The organism is Paenibacillus sp. FSL M7-1414, assembly GCF_038003195.1.
GTDB lineage: Bacteria > Bacillota > Bacilli > Paenibacillales > Paenibacillaceae > Paenibacillus > Paenibacillus amylolyticus.
In genome coordinates this window covers 6,373,092-6,390,655 of sequence record NZ_JBBOOS010000001.1, presented here as the reverse complement: position 1 = coordinate 6,390,655, position 17,564 = coordinate 6,373,092, and the positions used below count along the sequence as shown (strand labels likewise).

13 protein-coding genes are annotated in these 17,564 nt (G+C 47.9%); 6 read left to right on the top strand and 7 right to left on the bottom strand.

Features of this window, described 5'->3' with window-relative positions; translation table 11 throughout:
• Positions 1-48: 48 nt before the first annotated feature.
• Entirely contained in the window at positions 49-1,623 is a 1,575-nt protein-coding gene (locus MHH92_RS27925) for a hypothetical protein (protein ID WP_340907290.1), read from the top strand.
• A 53-nt stretch (positions 1,624-1,676) separates the two neighbouring features.
• Here the strand turns inward: MHH92_RS27925 and MHH92_RS27920 are convergent, their stop codons facing one another.
• The 3 genes from MHH92_RS27920 to MHH92_RS27910 form a co-directional block, all read right to left on the bottom strand.
• The gene (locus MHH92_RS27920) at positions 1,677-3,389 is read right to left on the bottom strand and encodes an ABC transporter ATP-binding protein (protein WP_340907289.1); all 1,713 of its coding nucleotides are present in this window, start codon (positions 3,387-3,389) and stop codon (positions 1,677-1,679) included.
• Positions 3,390-3,467: 78 nt separating this feature from the next.
• On the bottom strand, positions 3,468-4,496 hold the full coding sequence (locus tag MHH92_RS27915) for an ABC transporter substrate-binding protein (protein ID WP_340907288.1): 1,029 nt from the start codon (positions 4,494-4,496) through the stop codon (positions 3,468-3,470).
• A gap of 110 nt (positions 4,497-4,606) precedes the next feature.
• Positions 4,607-6,256, bottom strand: a complete 1,650-nt coding sequence (locus MHH92_RS27910) for an AraC family transcriptional regulator (protein ID WP_340907287.1) — start codon at positions 6,254-6,256, stop codon at positions 4,607-4,609.
• A gap of 724 nt (positions 6,257-6,980) precedes the next feature.
• On the opposite strand from MHH92_RS27910, the gene MHH92_RS27905 reads away from it, so the two are divergent.
• Together MHH92_RS27905 and MHH92_RS27900 are read left to right on the top strand one after the other, a co-directional pair.
• Positions 6,981-7,970, top strand: a complete 990-nt coding sequence (locus MHH92_RS27905) for a LacI family DNA-binding transcriptional regulator (protein WP_340907286.1) — start codon at positions 6,981-6,983, stop codon at positions 7,968-7,970.
• 160 nt (positions 7,971-8,130) lie between these two features.
• On the top strand, positions 8,131-11,523 hold the full coding sequence (locus MHH92_RS27900; RefSeq protein ID WP_340907285.1) for a GH36-type glycosyl hydrolase domain-containing protein: 3,393 nt from the start codon (positions 8,131-8,133) through the stop codon (positions 11,521-11,523).
• A 79-nt stretch (positions 11,524-11,602) separates the two neighbouring features.
• Here the strand turns inward: MHH92_RS27900 and MHH92_RS27895 are convergent, their stop codons facing one another.
• Together MHH92_RS27895 and MHH92_RS27890 are read right to left on the bottom strand one after the other, a co-directional pair.
• Positions 11,603-12,091, bottom strand: a complete 489-nt coding sequence (locus MHH92_RS27895; protein ID WP_340907800.1) for a class I SAM-dependent methyltransferase — start codon at positions 12,089-12,091, stop codon at positions 11,603-11,605.
• A 12-nt stretch (positions 12,092-12,103) separates the two neighbouring features.
• On the bottom strand, positions 12,104-12,802 hold the full coding sequence (locus tag MHH92_RS27890; protein WP_340907284.1) for a helix-turn-helix domain-containing protein: 699 nt from the start codon (positions 12,800-12,802) through the stop codon (positions 12,104-12,106).
• 257 nt (positions 12,803-13,059) lie between these two features.
• Between MHH92_RS27890 and MHH92_RS27885 the strand changes: the two genes are divergently transcribed.
• Together MHH92_RS27885 and MHH92_RS27880 are read left to right on the top strand one after the other, a co-directional pair.
• Positions 13,060-13,560, top strand: coding sequence for a GNAT family N-acetyltransferase (locus MHH92_RS27885; RefSeq protein ID WP_127548957.1), 501 nt, complete (start codon positions 13,060-13,062; stop codon positions 13,558-13,560).
• Between the two features lie 27 nt (positions 13,561-13,587).
• Positions 13,588-14,376, top strand: a complete 789-nt coding sequence (locus MHH92_RS27880) for an SDR family oxidoreductase (RefSeq protein ID WP_076209748.1) — start codon at positions 13,588-13,590, stop codon at positions 14,374-14,376.
• A 112-nt stretch (positions 14,377-14,488) separates the two neighbouring features.
• Here MHH92_RS27880 and MHH92_RS27875 read toward each other — a convergent pair whose 3' ends face one another.
• Positions 14,489-15,037 (bottom strand): GNAT family N-acetyltransferase, encoded by a 549-nt coding sequence (locus tag MHH92_RS27875; protein ID WP_036612698.1) that lies wholly within the window; start codon positions 15,035-15,037, stop codon positions 14,489-14,491.
• Between the two features lie 127 nt (positions 15,038-15,164).
• A complete protein-coding gene (locus tag MHH92_RS27870) occupies positions 15,165-15,407 on the bottom strand; it encodes a DUF2164 domain-containing protein (RefSeq protein ID WP_244988428.1) in 243 nt (80 codons plus the stop codon).
• A 280-nt stretch (positions 15,408-15,687) separates the two neighbouring features.
• On the opposite strand from MHH92_RS27870, the gene MHH92_RS27865 reads away from it, so the two are divergent.
• On the top strand, positions 15,688-17,421 hold the full coding sequence (locus MHH92_RS27865) for a glutamine--tRNA ligase/YqeY domain fusion protein (RefSeq protein ID WP_340907281.1): 1,734 nt from the start codon (positions 15,688-15,690) through the stop codon (positions 17,419-17,421).
• Positions 17,422-17,564: the final 143 nt, after the last annotated feature.

Genomic DNA, 17,564 nt, shown 5'->3' with positions numbered 1-17,564 from the left:
GATTAGATAGATTCTATCCATATATTAATGGATGAGGAGTGTCAGGACATGTCCATACATCAGATAGGTCACAAGGTGTCTTTTGCCGATATGAAAACGAAGTTGCCTCAGGAGAGCTGGATGTACACTCAGAATGAAGCGCACAACGGTGAATTTGAAGCCGAGGAAGTATGGTTACATTCTGGTGATCTTCATATCAGTGAACTGTTGTTGGATGAAGGACCCTTTTTGATCTTAGTTGAAGGAAATCTGACAGTGGATCGTTATATTGGAAATACAAGTTCCGACGCGGCCAGTTCAAATCTGGTTGTACTTGGGAATCTCATAACGCCCTATATGATCGTGGGTGGGCAGGAAATATATATTACAGGTAATCTCTATGTGGAGGATATGTTCTGGGGGGATTATAACCATGGAGAATTGACAGTGAGAGGGAATGTAGAAGGTGGATTGCTGGTAAGTACCGATCAATATACGATTCAGGTTCAAGGACAGCGTAATGTGAAGCGTCAGCTTGAAGAATGGGAGGATCTCGGACCATGGCGGGGCTTTGACATGTTGGCGTTATTCGTTCCTGAATGTGTGATTGATGAAGATACAGAGCCGTTTCCTTGGCGAGAAGAAATGTTAAAGAGGTTGCAACAAGGACAACCTGTAATCAACCGAAAGTACATTCATGCTGATGAATCAGAGCCAGATGCGCCGGATTGGTTCGAAGATCATCGGATTACCGCTGAGAACATAGAGCGTCTTACTCATCCATCTTTGTTGCCTGTAAGAGAGGAGGATGAGTTACTGAACAGCTATGAATTTTGGTTGGACGAGCAATTTTGCCGAGTATCGGTCTATGGAGATGAGCATACGGAGGGATATTTCCGCAGTCTGTATTTTCAGGATGACCACAATTGTGCATTGTTGCTTAAGATGGAGCCATCAGATCAAGGTTCCAACTCTCCTGATAAACATATCGTACAACCGGGTGAACCTGTCTGGATGATCTCAGGAGCATATCGTTATCTAAACAATGAGAAGTCGGAATGGAACGTATTTTCGGAGAACTCACCTGCTGATATTCAGCAGTTAAGCGAGCAAGGATGGAGCACCTTGTTGCAGTCTGTATCGAATTATCAGTATGCCCGTTCCTTAATTTCGCACCAACTGATCCACGATTTATTAGCACTGCCTGTCGTGGAGCCATATGACGATTATTATGATGATGATCGGCACGGGCTGTGGATTGGAGAGTTATATTATGCATTTCGACAAGCAGGTCAGATGTCTGATGGTGTTCCCCAGCCAGCTATGCTACGTATTGGAAGAGAGTATGTGGATGCTCAAGGGGAGACGCAGGTGGAGAAATACTATTATACCCTGCACCAACATGCGGACGGCTCGGAAAGTGTGTTGATCGAATACTCGGCTCAGGATGACGAGGAAGAAGATCCATTGTTGCTTGAACTTCATTACATCGGCGGCTCTCAGTTACTGCATGCCGTTCACTTGCTGGAACATGGACGCAAAGTGCTCATTCAAGCGAATGAGGATTTACTGAATGGGGAGCTGCCTTACGCTGCTGAATCATTTGCAAAACGATTTTGGAAATCCAAAGGATACCTGAAATGAACAAAACAACCTTCACCTCTATTACAAGAGGGAGGGTTGTTCTGTCATTGCATTTAACCAAATTGGGCTTGATGCAGTCGGCTGTACGAGCCTTGACGCGCGAGCAGTTCTTCATGACTTCCTTGTTCAGCAACGCTGCCATTCTCCACGACTACGATGCGATCGGCGTGTCTGATGGTCGCCAGTCGATGGGCAATTACTAATGTTGTACGGCCCTGCGCCAGCTCGGATAAGGCCAGCTGAATGGCGGCTTCCGTCTCGGTATCGAGTGCGGATGTTGCTTCATCCAGAATGAGAATTGGCGGGTTTTTCAGGATCATTCTTGCGATGGATAAACGTTGCTTCTGTCCGCCGGACAATTTCACGCCACGTTCACCGATCATGGTGTCCAGTCCATCTGGCTGGGATTGTACCAGCTCTTCCAATTGGGCCCGGCGAATGGCTTGCCAGATTTCCTCATCGGAAGCATTCAGTTTGCCGTATGCAGTATTTTCTCGAATCGTTCCATCAAACAGGAAAATATCCTGCTGCACAATCCCGATATGGGAGCGCAGTGATTCCAGCGTCATGCCCTTCACCGGAATGCCATCGATGGAGATATGTCCTGCATCCACATCGTAGAAACGTGGGATCAGACTGCATAACGTCGTTTTACCTCCGCCCGAAGGTCCAACCAGAGCAACCGTCTGGCCTGCCTGGATATCCAGATTGACCTGAGACAGCGTAGGTTTGTGTTCTCCATAAGAAAAGGTAACGTTATGGAAAGCAATATCTCCTTTGACATCCGGAATCGGCTTCGCCTGTGGTGTATCTTCTACATCCGGTACAGCTTCAAGCAGCTCCAGGTAACGTCTGAATCCGGCGATGCCTTTGGGGTACGTCTCGATGACAGAGTTAATCTTCTCGATCGGTCCGAGGAATACATTGGAGAGCATCACAAAAGCGATGAATTCCCCGTAGGTCATACTGCCTTGAATGACAAACCAGGTTCCACATACCAGTACAAACAGCGATACAAATTTCATCAGGATAAAACTGAGTGAAGAGTTCCAGGCCATAATACGGTAGGTGATTAGTTTTGTAAGCCGGAAACGTTCGTTGTTTTCAACGAAACGTCCTACTTCATGTTTTTCATTGGCAAAAGCTTGTACCACACGGATGCCGCTCACATTGTTCTCTACTCGTGCGTTATAATCGGCGATATCCGCAAACATGCGCTTGAACGCCTTGGACATTTTGCGACTGAAATACAGTGACAGGTAGATCATCAGCGGCACGATGATGAACGTCATTACAGCCAACTGCCAGTTGATCCCCAGCATAATTCCGAAAGCTCCGGCGAGTGTCATGAGGGCAATGAATAGATCCTCGGGTCCGTGATGCGCGATCTCACCAATATCCATCAGATCGTTGGTCATGCGGGAGACCAGATGTCCGGTCTTATTGTTATCGAAGAAGCGGAAGGACTGTTTCTGTACACGCTGGAACAGTTCACGCCGCATATCGGATTCGATGTTAATGCCAAGCTTGTGGCCCCAATAGGTCACTGCATAATGGAAAAAGGAACTGAGCAGGTAGATGCCGAGCAACCCGACACACGCCGCTAAGATCATGGACCAATTGCCAGCCGGAAGCAGTTGATCGACCACCCGGTTAACGGCGAGTGGAAAGGCCAACTCCAGCAGAGCGGCAGCGATGGCACAGGAGAAGTCCAATATAAAGAGCCTTTTGTAAGGACGATAATAAGACATAAAACGGCGAAGCATATGTAAGTCCTCCTCGATATGACACAAATGCCCGAGCAGGCTTATTAGCCTGTCCGGACACCTGTATTCATGCTTATGTTATTTACGGTTTTGCTCGGCACGTTCTACGATCATATTGGCGAATTCCTCAGCCTGACCTTGAATAGCAATTGGGTCGAAGTACCAGTAACGGTCTTCCAGCAACTCATACACCTGATTGTTTTTCACAGCCGGCAGGGATTGCCAGATGGAATCGCCTTGGTAATTTTTATTGTTCTCTCCAACGGTTAAGAAGATATGATCCCCTGCATAATCACCAACAACTTCACGCGAAATTTCTTTCCATTGGGTATCACCCATCAGTTCTTTTTTGGTGATTTCGAGTGGGGCAAGTTGCAAAGCACTGTAGACCGCTTGTCCTCCTCGACCAAAATTGTCTCCATATCCATAATAACTCTTGTCGGATACTTCAAGGATGGAGAAGGTTTCCTCCGGTTTAATGACTGTTTTCACCTTAGCGCGAGCGGCTTCAATCCGTTCATCGTACGTTTTCAGCCAAGCTTCGGCTGCTTCGGATTTGTTCATCAGCTCTCCGAATCCCCGGATTTCGTCATGTACATTGGTGAAAGTACCATACGGAATGACCACGGTCGGTGCGATTTTTTGATAACTCTCAATTTCGCTGGCCTGATCAGAGTAGGTAATGATCAGATCCGGGTTCAAGGCAACAACCTTCTCCATGGATACCGCCGCCCGATCACCAATACTCTCTATGCCCGCTACCTGATCTGCATAGAACGGGTTTTCCAAATAATATTGAACAGCACCAACGGGTTTCACACCCAGTGCGAGCAGATCACTTACGTACATATCGGTAACGATTCGTTTCGGTTCAGCCGGAATTTCAACATCTCCGCTTAATGACTTGTAGATCCGTGTAGCATTTGAATTGTCTGAACCGGACGACGTGTCTGTGTTCGTCTCGGAAGAGGCTGTTGTTGTTTCGGTTCCCGCTGCCGATGTCTGTTCAGTGGCAGTCGAGCCTGTTCCGCTACTACATGCAGCCAGAATCATAATGATGGCGAGCATAAGAAGCAAGCCAGAAAAGCGTTTTTTTGCAGCAAACATATTTTTGTTCCCCCTGTGTATAATCAATAATGATTATTATTCTCATTAATAACATAGAGGAAGATGTGATATTTGTACATGGACAACTATGATCACTACTGCATGGACAATTATGATGTGAGGTGACGCATGATATGCTGCAACTGCTCCATAACGGACAAGGGATCAAATCCATAGAACATGTCGGCATCAATCTCGTATACGCGTCCTTCACGAACGGCAGAGAGGGTGCCCCAAGATTCCTGATTCAGCAAGTTATCCAGCATTTCTCGTTCGGTAGGTTCCTCAGGGAAGGCGACAAACATGTGATCTGCGGCATACAAGTGAATCTCAGACAACGGAACATGAATGTATCCCGTGAGTAACTGCCCATCCTGCTCCATCCGTGAAGGTGGGGTGAAGCCCAGCGATTGATACAGTACATGAGAAGCTCTGCCCCAGCCATGACCATAGATATAAGCGCCGTCCTCTCCAATCATAAACATGCAAACAGCGGACCCTCGTGTTCCTCCTTCCATCTGTTGGTCCAACGTATGATTGGCTTCTTGCTCAAGTTGATGATATTGATCTAACAACGCCTGTGCATTGGACTCAAGCCCGGTAATTCGGCCCAAAAGAAGAAGCTGCTCCTGCCAATCAATTTCCTCAAAGGGCATCAGAATGGTCGGTGCGATCAGACGTAGTTCATCGGAAGCGGGATGCGGTGCATACCCGATAATGACATCAGGCTGAGCGTGTGCAATCAGATCCGTATGTCTAACCAGCTCATATTCGGAATGTCGCTCAAATGGTTCATGACCATCATGATCATGTTCCCCCAGTTTTTCTTCCATCCAGCTGGCGACGGCGCCCATGTGGGGAGTATAGCCCAGTGCCAGAAGTGAGGCTGTATAATTGTAAGTCAAAGATACAATCTTCTTGGGCATTTTTCGGTAGTGTGTTGGTGCTGATCCAACCATCTGTTTGAATTTGCGGCTCAGATAAAAGGTGTCCCTGTAGCCTGTCAGTTGTGCAATTTCCTGTAGGGTAGGGTTCGCGAACAACAGATGTTCTTGAGCCATCCTGATTCTGAGACGGGTCACATATTCAACAAACGTAAGACCTGTATGTTTCTTGAACTCCCGTGAAAAATGCTCAGGACTTACATTTGCATCCCGTGCCAATTGTTCGCGGGTCAGCGGATGGGTATACATCTGATGGATATGTCTAAGCACGGCATCAAGCCAGGAGTGATCTTCATGAGCAGAATGAGCCACATGATCCCGTAAAATATCCAGTAACTCATAGAAAAGCACATGTGGCCTGAAGGGGCTGGAATCACGGCCTGCCGTACTGGCTTGAACCAGCTCTACTGCCCTGTCGGTGAGAGTGCGACTCGCAATGGGAACTGGTATCCCGAACGGCCAGAACAGCTGTTCATTTTCAGTGGAATCAAAAGCAATAGCAATGCCCTGTACTGGCGACAGGGAGCCGCGCTTGTTCTCGTGCTGAAGCAGGCTTCCGGCTTGCCGAACCACTGCGGAGCCCGCATTTAATGTCAGTTTACCCTCTGCACTGATCAGCCTGGCCTGGCCAGCAGTAATGACGTATAACACATGAAGAGTGCTCCACATCTCATCGATGCGGGAGAATGCCTCGCGGTCGTGAAGCTGCACCAGATGGCATAGCTTGAAGAGGGCAACAGATACAGACTGAATCTTCTGCAAGGAAATGGGGCGGGACAGCGATTTTTTATGGTAAATAGGCTTGGAAATATTCATTAGATAACTGTCTCCTTACATAAGTCAGCAGGGGCATTTTTCGTTTCATGCCCCTGGTGTACTGGCGTAATTCTCGGATCTCGACTATTATGCAGTATATACTATAAACGGAGTGACGTGGATGGACAGATTGAACAAATCAACTTTTTATTTGAAAAATAGATAAAGTGGTTGAAATCGCTATCAACACCGACTATAATGAAAATGTCGAAACGTTTCAATCTGGCGTTTACTGCCAGTTTCATTGTATTAGGCACGAACTGTTTATAGAGCGCCAGATTGAAAGACGTGTCATGACCATCACTAATGGTACGGACTGGAGCGGGATGCATTCAAGCGTGGTCCCATAAGGATGGAAACGAGGGTTTTTTTTGAGAACACCTCGAAACGTTTCGATTGACATCCATCGCTATGATATGTAAAAAGATTAATAAACGATCATGAAGGATTTAGTGGTTGTTCTAACCATGTATCGTATAGAATGTGGGTAACCTTGAATTTGTTCTTTATAGGTTCAACTAAACTTTTTACGCGAGAACGGAGAGGACAGAAATAACGTGAAGAAGCGAAGCGTTCGCCTTTATCCCCGGATTTTCCCTTTGAAGAAGGGAATTAAAAAAAATCTGGGGATAACAGCGATCGGAAGGTTATTCTGTCATCGGAGTGGTAAGTGTAAATATTCTTTAGTTGAACTTATATATAGTTTAGAAGGAGCGAACGTGGAATGGCAACGATTAAGGATGTGGCAAAGCTGGCAGGTGTAGCACTCTCGACTGCTTCCTATGCGCTGAGCGGGGATAGCAAGGTTAGTGCCAAGACCAAGGCTAAAGTGCTTGAGGCAGCACGAGAACTGAATTACCGCAAGAACGGCTTTGCCATGGACCTGAAACGGAGCCGGACAAACACGATCGCTTTGATCCTGACCGATCTGTCGGGCCCATATTACTCGGAATTGATCCGTAGTGTACAGGATGTAGCCCTCGCGAACGGGTATGACCTGATTGCTTGCAGCTCCATGGGTGGACGGGATTCAACGGCAGTGCGATTTTTGCGTGAAAAAAGAGTAGATGGAGCCATCATTCTGGCGCATAACATTCATGATGATATTCTGGTAGAATCTGCCGGTCATCGTTTTCCGATCATTGTGATGGATCGTCAGCTGTCGAGTGACCATCTGGTCAACGTGCTGGTGGATGGAGAGCAGGGGGGTTACCTTGCTACCCGCCACCTGATTCAGGCAGGACATCAGAAGATTGCATATATCAGTGGCCCATCCAACTCGTATGACAACGCGCTCCGTTACCAAGGGTATCTGCGAGCGATGCGGGAAGCGGGACTTGAAGAAAAGTCCAAATGGCGTCTGAACGGTAACTTTGTGCGTGAGGGCGGATACAGTGCAACCAAAATGATGATCATGCAGGGCGATCTTCCCTCAGCGGTATTTTACGGTAACGATGAGATGGCGATTGGTGGCCTGAAGGCATTGGAAGAGCGTGGTGTATCGGTGCCAAATGATATTTCCGTGATCGGTTTTGATGATATTCAGTTGTCCGAATATGTGCATCCACCGCTGACAACGATACGCCAGCCGAAGCATGAAGCCGGGTCGCTCGCCGGACATCTGTTATTCCAGATGCTCAATGGCGAAGCGGTTGACCCTTCATATACGTTAACGATTAATATGATCGAGCGCAGCTCTGTACGTTCGATTTAGACTGAGTCTGAACAAAAAGAACTGCCTGCATGCTGAAGTAAAAGTTTAATGATGGGGTTATCGTCCGGACGGGCTGTAAAAAGCTGGTTTGAAGAGGCCCCTATTCTTTTTCAGAATTATCGAAACGTTTCGATTTTAACTAATTCAAGGAGTGAACCTTATGACAACGATGATTAATGAACCGATCCGGTTAATTGCCGGAGAGTTATCCTTTACCTTTTTGAACAGTGGCGACCTATACCAGGCTACATCCGGTACAACGATGTTGAACCAGTTGCTCAGCAACCAGATTGATGGATCATTGAACAACCTGTACCTGCGTGTACATGAGGGAGAGAATATCAGCTCGTTCCCGTTGCTCGGTGTACATTCGAACAGCAAGGTGATTACAAGCAAGGCACAATCCAGCAACCAGTTGATCTGGGAGGGCACAGTCCAGCTGGAAGGTAGCGAAAAAGGCATTGGCTATCAGGTCGTATTTACGGCTACACCTCAAGGTGTATGGTTCTGGGATGTGAAGCTCACAGGACAACAAGATAACGTAGACGTGGTGTACGGACAGGATGTAGGGCTTGCTGATCCAGGTGCGGTACGCAGTAATGAAGCTTATCTGTCACAATACATTGACCACACGGTGTTTGAAGATGAAGCGAAAGGTTATGTCGTTTGTTCCCGTCAAAACCAGCCTCAGGGCGGCGCATTTCCATATATGCAACAAGGCTCCCTGACCAAAGCAGTTGGTTACTCCACAGATGGATTCCAATTCTTCGGTCTGTCGTACAAGGAAACGAATCAACCAGAGAGCTTGAATCGCCCAACGCTGGCAAATGAGACATATCAGTATGAATTTGCCTATACGGCATTGCAATCTGAACTGGTGAATCTGAACGGAGAAGCTCAGGTGGTCTTCTATGGACTGGCGAAGCCTAATCATGCCGAAGGAATCTCTACACTGGAATTTGGAGATGAAGTTACAGCAGCGTGGAATGAAGTACAGGCTCTGACTGTGGAAAACGGCGATACGTTGGAACAGGTGAAACTGTCCTCCTTCCTGGGTGAACCGCTGGTAACACTCGATCTGACACAAGATGAGATTCATGATCTGTTCCCTGATCGTCATCAGGAAGAGCACAACGGTGAGGAACTGTTATCCTTCTTCACAGGCAGCTATGAACATATCGTTCTGAAAGCAAAAGAATTGCTTGTAGAGCGTCCGCACGGTCACATTCTGATGAGTGGTGGCAACGTGCAACTTGGAGCACAGGTTATTACGACAACATCGTATATGTACGGTATTTTCAACTCACAACTCGTTATTGGCAACACCAATTTTAATAAAATGATCAGTAATGCTCGCAATGCATTAAACGTGCCGAAAACGGCGGGACAACGCATCTATGTGGAAATGGACGGACAATATCGTCTGCTGACGATGCCTTCCCTGTTCGAAATTGGCTTCAACTATGTACGTTGGATCTACAAAACGGCATCCGATACGATCATCGTAACGAACTATACAGGGGCACACACCACCGAGGTGAGCATGAACGTACGCTCCACAAGTGGCACAGCATACCGTTACCTGGTAACAAACCAGATTACGATGAATGTGAATGAATACGAGTATCCGCTGCATATGACGCAGGATGGCGATACTTTGATCTTCAAGGCTGATCCGCAAGCGATTAGTGCTGGAACATATCCGGATCTGCAATACCGCATGTCGGTGGATGGCGCAGCTGTGAATGTAGGGGACGAAACGTTGCTGGCAAGTGGTATCCGCAGTGGTTCCGCATCACTGGTTACGCTTAGTCTGGAAGCAAGTGCTGAATGGACGCTGAAGGTACAAGGGGTATTGGAAGGCCAAGCGGACAGCGGAGTGGTAGCAGGCTCAAGCCTGACGTTTGAAGAGGAAGTGCAGGCATACCGCGAGTTCTTCGCAGGTGTGATGAACGGGTTCCGTTTGTCCCGTGGCGAAGGTCAGAGTGCTGAGGATCTGTTCAAAGTAAATGCGCTGGCTTGGTGGTACACCCACAATATGCTGGTTCACTACTCCGTGCCTCACGGTTTGGAGCAGTATGGCGGCGCGGCTTGGGGTACACGGGATGTGTGCCAAGGTCCGGTAGAGTACTTTATGGCAACGCAAAAATATGAGCAAGTTCGCGATATCATCAAAATGGTTTATACCCACCAATATGAAGATGATGGCAACTGGCCGCAATGGTTCATGTTTGATAAATACTTTGCGATTCAACAGGAAGAGAGTCATGGCGACATCATCGTATGGCCGTTGAAAGTGCTGGCGGATTACCTGACAGCGACTCGCGACTATGCAATCCTGGATGAGAAAGTACCTTATACCGTCAAACATAGCTTCGGGTTCACGGAAGAGACGGCAACGGTACTGGATCACGCGAAAAAAGAGATCGAATATATCCGTTCGCACTTCCTGCACGATACGTTCCTGTCTTCCTACGGAGATGGCGACTGGGATGATACGCTCCAACCAGCCAATGCACAGCTGAAGCAATACATGGTGAGCAGTTGGACGGTGGCATTGACGTATCAATCCGTGAACGTGCTCTCGCATGCGCTGAAATTCAAGGATGCGGATTTTGCACAGGAGCTTGACGTGCTGGCTCAAGGCATCCGTGAGGACTTTAACCGTTACATGCTGGGCACAGATGTGATTCCAGGTTTTGTATACATGGAAGAAGCGGACCAAGCGAAGCTGATGCTTCATCCAACAGACACAGAGACAGGCATTCAATATCGTCTGTTGCCAATGACGCGCAGCATGATCGGTGAATTGCTGAATGCGGAGCAAGCAGAATCACATTATGCCTTGATCCGTGAGCAGTTCCTATGCCCGGATGGCGTGCGTCTGATGAATCGTCCAGCTCAATATGCTGGTGGTGTAAGCACACACTTCAAGCGTGCAGAGCAAGCGTCCAACTTCGGACGTGAGATTGGTTTGCAATATGTTCATGCTCATATCCGTTATGTGGAAGCGATGGCGAAGCTCGGGAAGACAGATCAGGTGTGGAATGGTCTCGCGATGATCAACCCGGTTGGTATCGGCGAGGTTGTACCTAACGCGGAGATTCGCCAAGCGAACTCATACTTCAGTAGTTCGGACGGCAAGTTTAATACGCGTTACGAGGCACAGGAGCATTTTGACCAGCTTCGTAAAGGTACTGTACAGGTGAAAGGCGGATGGAGAATCTACTCCAGTGGCCCTGGAATCTACATGAACCAGCTGATCTCCAATGCGCTTGGCATTCGTCAAGAGGGCGGCGATCTGGTCATTGACCCGGTATTGCCAGCTGAGCTGAACGGCATGCAATTCGAATTTGAGTATGCGGGTGAGCCGGTGACGTTTATCTATCACTTGAACGAAGGTGCTGTGAGCCGTGTAGCGGTGAATGGCAAAGACATTCGTACTGAGCGTACAGCGAACCGTTACCGTCAAGGCGGAGTAAGCATCTCACTGGATGAGTTCAGACAAGCACGCAGTGCAACTGAGCGTACGGTTGTTGATATCTATATGTAATTTCATAACATGATGTACACCAAGGTCATCCTCCTTTAATCAAGGCGGGATGGCCTTTTTGGCATATGCTCATAATCCACTAGCGCAGCGGGACCGCCAGCAACGTGTACAACAGCTCATTATGCCGCACATGTTTTGTTACGTAGCCCTGTTGCTCCAGCCAGCCGCATAGCTCATCCAGCAGAGGGAAGTGACGCTCGCGCAAGGCGCGCAGCTGTTCCTCGTGTCCTGTGGTTTCTGCCTGCCGAATATAGGAATCACGGTGAGTCGCATCAACAAACATCAGATCGGTTAGGCCGATACGTCCGCGCGAGGTTAATACCCGCTGCATCTCCTGTAATGCCAATAGTTGCTGATCTGGACTCAGATGATGGAAAGCAAAGCTGGATACAACAAAGTCGAAGGAATGATCGGCAAAAGGCAGCGCCAGGAAATTACCAAGTTTCACATGCATCTCAGGATATTTGGTACGACATCTGCGTAGCATCTCCCGGGATTGGTCGATTGCAGTCATGTCTGCGCCGTGCTGTAGCAGTTTCCCAGCCAGATTACCTGTGCCTGTACCAATATCAAGTCCTTTCTAACCAAGGGCTGGAGAGATCCAATGAGCTGTCTGTTCGAGCGCTTCGTCATAGTTGTGATACAGATAAAAGGAAGACTGTACCGTATCATTGGAATCGCTCGGCGTGGAATGATCTGTATCCTGGTTTGGATGTGAAACTTCATTCTCATCGCTTATAGGTGAGGCGTAGGCCGAATGATGCCTGCCCTCTGAATTGGGGTGTTCAGTACTGCCTCTGCCTTCCGCCTGCACTCGCTGATCGTGGATGGCTGCCTGCGTGTCATAATTCCACCGATCATGCCAGTTCTGCCGTGCTTCGCGCAGGCGACGGGCACTGTCCGCGAGATCGTGCAGATGGCTGACATCCAACGGACCATCCTGACGATTCAGATCAATCATGCGCTGGGTTGTATCCATCATACGTTTGAGCTCAATCCACTGGGCATACATGACGGCCTGTTGCAGTTCCAGATATTCTTCCAGCCGCTGCTGATTCCCTTGATCAATCTCTCCTATCGCATGTGTAATATCCTGTAGCGACATGCCAATCTCACGCAGCGCAGCAATGGTCTGAAGCCGCCAGATATCATTCTCGGTGTATGTACGATACCCGTTACTGGACTGTTTGGCGGGGAGAATTAATCCTTTTTCCTCATAAAAACGAATGGCTCTCGCCGATATACCAAGCCTGCTTGCTGCCTCTTTGATATTCATCATGCATCCCCTCCTTATCGAATCAGTATAAACTATGACGTTACGGCAAGGTTAAGTGTTTATTTCATTTTGCGAAAAGGTTCAATACCGAGTGGAATTTTAGTCAAAGCTGAGGCTATGCTACAATATATAGAACAAAAAACTTAAATAGTGGAGTAAACGAACAATGTCTTCCTATTCCTAAGTTTCTCAACGTTCTTAACTCTCCCGACGTTGTAACGCACAGCGTTGTCGACTATAGCACGAAAGGTTGAATCATTATGCTTACCAGCCATACATTCACGATTCGTCCATCCGAGATTAAAGATGCAGCCCAGCTAATGGAGTTGGATGCCCTGGTATGGGACAAATACACCTCTCCTGCACCGATGCAATGGCGTTCCAGACAACAATATCTGCAGCATTGCCCGCCAGGCAGTCAATTGATTGCGGTGCAAGGAGAGCGGGTATGTGGTTATGTGGGCTTTAATCCAGCCACAGGTATGCCCGTCAACCGTCATGTCTACGAGATTCATATTGCGGTTCATCCTCATGATCGGCGTTGTGGCATTGCCACAGCTTTGATGGATGCCATTAAGCAGCATGCGGCCCAACAAGGCGTTCGCAAGCTCAGGCTGCGCGTACTTTCCAGCAATCCGGGAGCCATAACGTTTTATACACAGTGTGGATTTGTGACGGAAGGCAGGTTGGTTTCCGAGTTTTATATCGGAGGCAAATATGTGGACGATATTCTTATGGGTTATTTTATCCAGACCAAATAGAAACATAGCTGAGGAGGAGGAACAACGATGGATATGGGACTTAGGGGTAAAAAAGCACTGGTGCTGGCTTCCAGTCGAGGACTGGGCAAAGCGGTAGCCGCTCAATTGGCAGCAGAAGGTGCTGACGTCATGCTCGCCAGCCGGAGCGAAGAAAAGCTCGCAGCAGTGAAGCAGGAGCTTCTGGCGCTTGGTGGTGGCGGACGTGTGGAATATTGTGCAACCGATGTGACACGCAAGGAAGATATTGAGGCTCTGATTCACAAGACAGCAGAAATGTTCGGACAGATTGATATTCTGGTGAACAATTCGGGTGGCCCGCCATCGGGTTCATTTGAGTCACTGACGGATGAAGATTGGGAACGTGCATTTGAATTAAATGTACTCAGTTATGTAAGGCTGATTCGCGGTGCTCTTCCTTATATGAAAGAAAGTGGAGGACACATTGTCAATATCGCTTCAACTTCGGTGAAGCAGCCGATTCCGGGTCTGGTGCTGTCCAACACGTTCCGTACTGGCGTGTTTGGATTGGCGAAGACGTTATCCCAGGAGCTGGCTCCATACGGAATTTTGATCAACACGGTGGCGCCAGGACGTATTGCAACAGACCGTATACGTGAGCTGGATGCAGCACGGGCTGAGCAGAATGGAATCAGTGAGGAAGAGGTATCTGACCAATTCCGTAAAGAGATTCCACTGGGCCGTTATGGTCAACCAGAGGAGTTTGCCAAAGCGGTTGTATTCCTGTTATCCGGAGCCAATACGTACATTACCGGAACCTCATTGATCGTGGATGGTGGCATGGTCCGAGCCCTATAAAAGTCATGGATGCAATAAAATACCCTCTGTCACCACATTCCGTGGAGATCGAGGGTATTCGTGTTGATCCATTATGTTGGGAGAGATCACTCCGATTTATTATGTAGGCGAATTAGCGCAAGAGTTCCCATTCATGCTGAAGCATGCCGTACACCGCATGGTTCACGTAACCTTTAGGCAGTTTCTCTGCCTGACGAATGACACCCTCGAGAACAAATCCGAGTCTTTCAGGGATAGCGCGACTCCGTTTGTTATTCGTTGCCGAGCGAATCTCGACGCGATTCAGATCCAGGGTCACCAGAGCATAATCAACCAGAACGCGACAAGCGCTTGTCATCAAGCCCTGACCCTCAAAACCTTTGCCAAGCCAGTATCCGATGCTTACCGAGCGGTTGGTCCAGTTAATCTCGTGGAATCCGATGACGCCGGCTAGATCCCCTTTTGACCATACTCCCGCGGTGAATCCGCCATTCTCGGCACCTTGTTTTAACGCGTTGGTAATAAAGTTCGAGGTGTGTTCCACTTCTGTCACATGATCCACCCACGGCAACCAATGTCTCAGTTGATCCCGCGAGCGATCCGTCAGTTCAAACAGCGGTTTGGTATGTTCCATGGCTAGTGGCCGGAGTTCGGTATATTCATCCAATGAATAGGTAAACATGAATGCAACCTTCTTTCTTTGTATAGTGTTATTCAAAAAAGTCCACTTTTGATTACGAATTATGCCTAGCGGCATTATTAGCATCGAATATGAAAACCAGATTTTTTGAACACGTATTTGTAGTGGATTAACGGGAAGTCTTGGGTAACTTTTGCTCCAGTGCAAACAGGTCTTCTTCCATTGAGGCCATGCGTTGATTAACCGTTGTGCGTGCGTCACGGAGTGCCTGATTATATATGTAGGGAGCGAGCTGTGTCATGAACAGGTCGAGGACACCCCAAGCGGCCAGATCGCCGAGTTCTTCGCCACGTTCCTCTTCGAAATACGACTGGATGGTGCGAATGGCTTCATCCTGCTGTTCTTTGGTCAGTTTAAGCGAGTTCGATGGAATGGGAAACCCTCCCTTTAATTTGTTTTTACTATCATGCTACATGATTCGAGCCAACCCGTCAAAATGGTTTAGGGCCTATTTATGCACGGCTTATCCTGACTTTGGTGCCGTTCTTTATTGAACTCCTCCCCCGTTAAAGGTATATTTAAATGAAACGCGTACGAAACTTTCCAAGAAAATAGATTTTTTCAGGAAATGACTTCGTTATTAAGGAATTATAGCCGGAATTGCTGCAATTCCCTAAGGCTCCAATCCATTCATGAAAGGTTTGATACCTGTGGACAATCGTACAACCCCACCTAACTTTATCAAAAATATTATTACCGAAGATCTCCGGTCTGGGAAAGTCCAGGAAGTTATTACCCGTTTTCCTCCGGAACCGAACGGTTATCTGCATATCGGCCATGCCAAGGCGATCTGGATTAACTTTACGCTGGGCGGCGAATTTGGCGGCAAAACGAATCTGCGCTTTGATGACACGAACCCGGTCAAGGAAGATGTAGAGTACGTTCAATCGATTCAGGAAGACGTGAAATGGCTCGGATACGAGTGGAACGAGAAACGTTTTGCCTCGGATTATTTTGACGAGATGTACAACCGTGCTGTCTTGTTGATTAAAAAAGGTAAAGCCTACATCGACGACCAAAGCGCCGACGAAATCCGTGAAATGCGCGGAACGCTGACGGAGCCGGGTAAGAACAGCCCGTACCGTGATCGTTCGGTGGAAGAGAATCTCGACCTGTTCACACGTATGCGTGCAGGCGAATTCAAGAACGGAGAGAAAGTGCTGCGTGCCAAGATCGATATGTCTGCACCGAATATCAATCTTCGCGATCCGGTTATTTACCGGATTTCACATGCACACCATCATAACACGGGCGACAAATGGTGTATCTATCCAATGTACGCCTTTGCTCACCCGCTCGAAGATGCAATTGAAGGTGTAACGCATTCCCTCTGCTCTCTGGAGTTCGAGGATCAACGTCCATTCTACGATTGGGTTATTGCCGAGTGTGAGATGGAGAACCAACCGCATCAATATGAATTTGGTCGGCTGAATCTGTCCCAGATGGTAACAAGCAAGCGGAAGCTGAAACTGCTCGTAGACGAAGGTCATGTGGATGGATGGGATGATCCGCGCATGCCAACGATTTCGGGTCTGCGCCGCCGGGGTTATACACCGGAAGCTATTCGTGATTTTGTATATGAGACAGGCATTTCCAAAAACTATGGAGTTATCGATCTGCAAACGCTGGAGCACTTTGTACGTGAAGACTTGAAACTGAAAGCTCCGCGCACGATGGCTGTCCTGCACCCGCTCAAAGTGGTTATTACCAACTACCCTGAAGGGCAAGTGGAATGGCTTGAAGCAGAGAACAATGTGGAGAACCCGGAGATGGGTAATCGCCAAATTCCGTTCTCCCGTGAGATTTATATTGAACAAGACGATTTCATGGAAAATCCGCCGAACAAATATTTCCGTTTGTTCCCTGGCAACGAAGTTCGTCTGAAACATGCATACTTCATCAAATGTAACGATGTGATCAAAGATGCAGAAGGCAATGTGACTGAGATTCATTGTACCTATGATGTGGAGACAAAGAGCGGCAGTGGCTTTACTGGCCGTAAAGTCAAAGGAACAATCCACTGGGTAGAAGCGACTCAAGCGGTACCTGCTGAATTCCGTCTGTACGAGCCGTTGATCCTGGATGAAGCACCGGAAGCAGAGGTCGAAGTGGCAGTAGCTGGGGCTGAAGCTGAGGTTGTGGAAGAGCAACCGGAGAAAACGTTCCTGGATCAATTGAACCCGAACTCCCTTGAGATTGTTAACGGGTTTGTGGAACAAGAGATGAAGGAAGCAAACGCTCAGGATAAATTCCAATTCTTCCGTCACGGTTACTTCAGTGTAGATCCAAAACATTCCGAGCCAGGACGTCCGGTATTTAACCGGGTCGTATCCCTGAAAAGCTCATTCCAACTGCCGAAGGCGTAATGTGAACATAGGTAGGACGATAGGTTAGCAGTAAACTTAAATCTATGAACGAAAAAGGCGTCTCCAGGGCAATAAGCCAATGGAGACGCCTTTTTCTTGTGCGCCTGCAATTGATAAAGAAGGTTGTACTAATACAAGTCCTG